6 protein-coding genes and 1 pseudogene are annotated in these 5,286 nt (G+C 41.3%); 1 reads left to right on the top strand and 6 read right to left on the bottom strand.

Going from position 1 to position 5,286, the window contains the following annotated elements; genetic code table 11:
- Positions 1 to 404: 404 nt before the first annotated feature.
- From DP091_RS30510 to DP091_RS32210, 6 genes and pseudogenes are all read right to left on the bottom strand, one after another.
- Positions 405 to 620 (bottom strand): annotated as a pseudogene (locus DP091_RS30510) (type II toxin-antitoxin system PemK/MazF family toxin); the annotation flags it as partial.
- A gap of 121 nt (positions 621 to 741) precedes the next feature.
- Positions 742 to 969 (bottom strand): AbrB/MazE/SpoVT family DNA-binding domain-containing protein, encoded by a 228-nt coding sequence (locus DP091_RS30505; protein ID WP_113061761.1) that lies wholly within the window; start codon positions 967 to 969, stop codon positions 742 to 744.
- A 400-nt stretch (positions 970 to 1,369) separates the two neighbouring features.
- Positions 1,370 to 1,558: a hypothetical protein gene (locus DP091_RS30500; RefSeq protein ID WP_113061760.1), complete on the bottom strand. Its 189-nt coding sequence runs from the start codon at positions 1,556 to 1,558 to the stop codon at positions 1,370 to 1,372.
- A 333-nt stretch (positions 1,559 to 1,891) separates the two neighbouring features.
- Positions 1,892 to 2,203: a hypothetical protein gene (locus tag DP091_RS30495; RefSeq protein ID WP_113061759.1), complete on the bottom strand. Its 312-nt coding sequence runs from the start codon at positions 2,201 to 2,203 to the stop codon at positions 1,892 to 1,894.
- Between the two features lie 181 nt (positions 2,204 to 2,384).
- Positions 2,385 to 2,870, bottom strand: coding sequence for a hypothetical protein (locus tag DP091_RS30490; protein WP_113061758.1), 486 nt, complete (start codon positions 2,868 to 2,870; stop codon positions 2,385 to 2,387).
- Positions 2,870 to 4,234, bottom strand: a complete 1,365-nt coding sequence (locus tag DP091_RS32210) for a WXG100 family type VII secretion target (RefSeq protein WP_258394758.1) — start codon at positions 4,232 to 4,234, stop codon at positions 2,870 to 2,872. Before DP091_RS32210 ends, DP091_RS30490 begins: the two co-directional genes overlap by 1 nt.
- Positions 4,235 to 4,532: 298 nt before the next feature.
- On the opposite strand from DP091_RS32210, the gene DP091_RS30480 reads away from it, so the two are divergent.
- Entirely contained in the window at positions 4,533 to 4,892 is a 360-nt protein-coding gene (locus DP091_RS30480) for a hypothetical protein (RefSeq protein ID WP_258394756.1), read from the top strand.
- Positions 4,893 to 5,286: the final 394 nt, after the last annotated feature.

The raw sequence follows: 5,286 nt of genomic DNA, 5'->3' as shown, positions 1-5,286 counted from the left end.
ACTGCTCACGAATCTTTCACAGAGGAACTGTCGCACTTGGTTTGACAATCCGTCAAGAATAAAAAAGAGCTGCGCGAGCAGTATCTAAGCGATTCGGGGTTGCAGGAAACTGACGATGCTGTCGTTTCCCTGAAGCTGCCGGACACATTCGTGAAATAACAAGAAACGTTAGCGTTAGCAGTTGGCGGAACATCAATTCATGCAGCAAAGAGAGATAACAATCAGAGCCGCGAAATACCGCGGCTTTTCGATATGCATGAGGCATATTCCGTCCGGTGGAGTAGAACGACCTATTTTATTGATTCTGTCATTCCTTACACCTCTGAGTTTCACTTCTAAATGTATTTTATAGGAAAAACCGCTCCAACCCGATACGAAGGAGCGGCTTATATAACAATGTACGGTTAGTGAATCAACAGATCGACCCTACTCAAAACCTCATCCACGGTCTCCTTTGGAACTCTGCAAATAAACTTGACTTGGCGAGATTGCCAATCAAGGCTCTTGATTTGATCAGACAGGATAACCCCTTCAATCGGTAAATCCTGTGGAATAATCACCTCGAATGGGTAACCTTTAGCCTTGGAAGTAACAGGACAGAACAAGGCTAAGCCGACTTTTCCATTATATTGCGCAGGTGAGAGGACAAGGGCTGGGCATTTTCCCGACTGCTTATGGCCAGATTAGGGATTAAACTGAAGCCATACCAAGTCGCGCGATCAGGAATGTAATTTTCTATTATCATGACTCACGTCCTCTCGGATCACCCGTTTGAACCTCGGAATGGATATTATCAGGCGTTATTTTCGAAAGTAGATCTTCCAGTTTATTGGTCCGTGGCTTGATGACGAGATGGCCGTCTTCAACGTCAAGATCGATTTCTGAGCCTTCCTCAAGTCCTACCTCCATGGCCAGAGTCTTGGGGATACGCATGCCTAGACTGTTACCCCATTTTTGAACTTGTGCCATACTATCACCCCACACTAATGTTTATACAAAGTATATACATTTTCTGGAATGGAGTCATCAAATTATTGACCTCTCGGCGAGTTTTAGTAATCCATGATCGATTAGACTTGCTTTACTTCACAACCACCCGCTGATTTCCATCTTCATAAGCGCAACCAAGCTCAATAGCTCTATGTCCCCGATTTAATCGATTTCTCCATAGCACTGCCGGATCTAGCGTATCCGCGCTTTATCAAGTTTCATAGCCTACTCCTTATTTCAATTTTCCAAATGATTTTGGATCACTTGGCATCATCTTAATTAAACAGACCCCCACCATTTCAAATAACAATGATGGGGTCTGTTTATTAAAGTGTATAACCTAATTGCTTACTAGTCCGCTATATTGATGACATTATCTTTAACCTGATAAAATGACATATTTATAATTCCATTGTTGCAAAATCGCTGCCGCTTCTTCATTTTCCTTTTCAAAAAAATAATTAGAGCCTTCTTGCTGGACATAGCTCCATCTTGCACTGCTCATTCGCTCTTTTAGAAGCTCAACAGAACGATCCTTTCTTGCCAGATAATGTCCCTCCTCATCCATTGGGGACTATTTTGGGGACTATTAATTTATTCGTTGTACTCAACGTGTATATGAGCTTAAGGTTATGGAATCCAATATTATAGATATAGACACCTGCGAATATAACGACAAGAAAAACGTTGCCAATAATACCGAATGCTATGATCTTCCGAGGTTTCTTCAAAGTCATTCGCCATCTCAAAGTCCACATTTTTTATATAGTTTTCACCCTCTACACTTGCTCAGCCTATACCATGGTCATCAATCAATGATTTTATTGGATATGGGTTATTTCACACTATTTTTTTACTGCACCACTCAGAGTCATATGGCATTTGGCTTAATTTTAATATATCAGCAGCAGAATAATACCAATCGATTTTTGTCATCAGTCAGCCAAGTGAAGCTATCGTACAAATCTTCTCTAGCTCTGTTTATATTAAACGTAAAGTATCTAATATTGTCTTCATCTTCGATATGTTTAAACGTAATTTCGTCTACTTCTGATAATGTACCTTCAGCTGAATAAAAATAACCATCTTTGTATAATTTAGTTGTTATATAAAAACAATACATATTAGCTCTTTCAGCTGCTTTTACAAAATGACTAATAGTCTGCTCAGGAGAGTAATTCTCCATATTTTTCAAAATGATAATTGAACTCACCTTATCAAAACCTCTCTTAATTCCTCCTTCTCGCCCGCTTAACGGTCGGTGTGCGGCGTGAATCGGGCGTCAGTCATTATACATGATTACATGGGTTATATGTTATTGATTGAATGATGAGTTCATTCGGCACTGGGTCGCCCCCATTGAATCTCATTTTGGCAAAACATCAGCACCACAACTAATCTCGAGCTATTTCTCTTGGATTTTTATAGCACCAATCACTCATGTACGGCATATTAGTAATATTCTCTAAGTCCTCTAGAGTATAAAACCATTCTTCCTCTACCCATATTTTTGCTGTCGGATGGACTTTAAGTATGGCATGGGAAAATCGTAATAATAGATCTTCATTATCATCAAAATCGTCAGATACTACCGCTTTAAAATATTCATTTTTAGTATCATCCCATTCAAAACTAACGAATTGATATTCATACGGTTCATCATACACGCTAAAACAAAGAGTTCTTGAATAATTCTCTCTAAATGGCAAGTCACTAATATATACTCGTGTGTATTTTAGTGTCCCTTCACTATCGTAAGTTTCTTCATCACTATCAAAGAAAAGATTCGCCTCTATACATATCTTTTTAAGATCCCTCAATAAATCATTTGCCGGAGCACTATCTCCACGTTTAAATAACAAAAAGGCTGAGATCCCCATTACTTCAATACTCCTCCTAACTCTTCGAGCGAATTTACAACTTTTACACTCTTACTATTAAGTTCTTGAATCATTTTAGCTGCTTGAGTATTTGAGCTATCAATAGTCTCATCAATATACAGTACAATCTCTCTACCCTCATAATTAGAGAATTGAGAGTTACTTGGATTAACATACTTATCGATTTGATCCATTTTAACAGCAGACATTGACTTCTTGATCTCTATAATTTGATTGTGTGTCATGACATCAATGTCTCCTGCTGGTTTACCAGTAGATATATTATCTAGTTTTAAGCCGAACCCTGTTACTTCTACCCTTTGCTGAACATAATTCCCAACTTTACCCTCAATAGCTTTACCAATATTGCTACTATTCATTGCACTTTCGATTGCATTTGGAATATTCTTAGGGTTTTGTTCAACCCACTTTATTTTACTACCGTACGGATTTTCAAATTCAACTTCTACGCCTTTATTCGTTTTCGTTATTATTGGATCATTGAATTTACCTTTCCCCTGATCCCCCGACTTCTTACCGTCACCATCACCGCTACCATTACCGCCACTATTTCCGCCACCAAGATCATCATGTTTCTTATTCAGCGGGCCTCTCCCCCTAATTCCAGCACGGTTGAGAATAGCGCCTCCAAGGATCATAGCTGACTGTTGACCCAAGTAATTGGACCAGCCGCCTGCTGAATCGACTTCTTTCATTGTGTCTGCCACGATTTTTTCACGATATTCGTTACTAAAAACCATTCGGCCGGCCCATATCCCCGTGTCCCAAATATCCTCGACCGTCCCGATGGTTGCATTATAGAGCATCTCTTGCCCGGTTCCAAGCGGATCTTCGTACAAGGACATCGCCGTATCCTTTAACGAGTTCCCGAACTGGGCGGCTCCGATCTTTACGCCCTCCCATAGTTCCCCTGCTTCTTGCTTCACGGTGTCCCATGCCTTCCCGGCTTCCTGCTGCACCGAATTCCAGGCTTCCTCCGCTTTTCTCCCGGCATCCTCTACGGCACTATGGCCTGCGGGTCCCCTCATCATAGGGAATGCTCCCAGCACATGCCCAGCAACTTGGATCGGTTGTACCCGCTCATCTGCTGATTTAAATCGTTGGGCAATCCCTCTCAGCTCCAGGCTTGTCCACTGGATATGCTCCGTGGTCAGTGTCATCTCTCGATGCGCCTGCTGAAAATCTGCATAAAAACGGGATCTCGTCGTACCTTCCCAGGCAGACTCCAGCATATGGATGTTCTGATTCAGCATGTATATCATCGCTTCCAGCTGTTCATTCGCCCTGGAGCATTGCTCTGCAACGCGCAGCAACATCTCCGGTGTGACCAAAATTCTACTCATAACAACCTCTCCATCTTGCTTTCGGGATTGAACCCGATCTCCGATCATAGTTAACTTAAATATTTTACTCCACTTGAATTATATGGAAAAGGTTCTCAGGGCCTTGCTATGTCACTTAAAACTAGGATCTTTTTCTCAGTTAGATACGGGACTTTATTAGGAGCGAGGCTTTCAGTAATATGACAATTATTATAGGTGGGAGGATGAAGGGAGTCACGGACATGACATACCGTAAAAAAAGGGGCGAATAGATGGGTTAATTTATCCTTCATTATTCTCGCCCTTGGTGGCACTGAACATGTTCGGATCGGCTTTATGTCGTTTCTGCGGTCGAGAATACGAGAGGAAGGATCGGGAAATCAGCGTCCAGTATATCGACGGCTCCATCAATGAGGAAATAGCCAAGAACAATCCGCAGCATCTTCCCATTACCGTAAACCTATGCCCGGATGATTCCAATCCCCTTGCGGAGCTGATGATTCGAAGACTTATAAAGCAGATGCGGTTGTTTTTTCGTTGGACCGACCAATTCCCCGCACTTCGTTCGCATGGCAATGTCGTTGATATTAGCGTTAAGTATGCTTTAGGTAAAAATAAAAAAGAGCTTCGCGAGCAATTTCTAAGTGATTCAGGATTGCAGGAGACTAACAATAATTAGAGCCTTCTTGCTGGACATAGCTCCATCCTGTACTGCTCATTCGCTCTTTTAGAAGCTCAACGGAACGATCCCTAATGTACCTAAAGAATTGGTACTCAGGTTCACCGGACTCTAACAAGAACCAATGATGGTTATCATTCCGTAGAAAAGTTAAGGGTGGAACCGAATACATCTCAAAAGAGATGCTACCTGATGATTGTCGGGTTGGTGATGCACTTTCCATTAGAGTAGTAAAATTACAGTTGATAAGGCTGAAACCTTGAAACTCAGAGAAGAAATTAATGATCTAAAGAAAATATTAGAAGATTAGCACGATAAAAAAACAAGCCGCTATAAATTGAACTGCACCCCCATTGTTAGACACATCTAACAGTTGGAGGTGCAGTTTTTTTAT

This window comes from Paenibacillus sp. MDMC362, assembly GCF_003269305.1.
Lineage (GTDB): Bacteria > Bacillota > Bacilli > Paenibacillales > Paenibacillaceae > Paenibacillus_AQ.
This window is presented reverse-complemented; position numbering and strand designations above follow the sequence as displayed.

Coding starts and splice junctions, on each gene's coding strand:
- DP091_RS32210 (WP_258394758.1), bottom strand. CDS start 4,234: ATGAGTAGAATTTTGGTCACACCGGAGATGTTGCTGCGCGTTGCAGAG.
- DP091_RS30480 (WP_258394756.1), top strand. CDS start 4,533: ATGTTCGGATCGGCTTTATGTCGTTTCTGCGGTCGAGAATACGAGAGG.
- DP091_RS30490 (WP_113061758.1), bottom strand. CDS start 2,870: ATGGGGATCTCAGCCTTTTTGTTATTTAAACGTGGAGATAGTGCTCCG.
- DP091_RS30505 (WP_113061761.1), bottom strand. CDS start 969: ATGGCACAAGTTCAAAAATGGGGTAACAGTCTAGGCATGCGTATCCCC.
- DP091_RS30500 (WP_113061760.1), bottom strand. CDS start 1,558: ATGGATGAGGAGGGACATTATCTGGCAAGAAAGGATCGTTCTGTTGAG.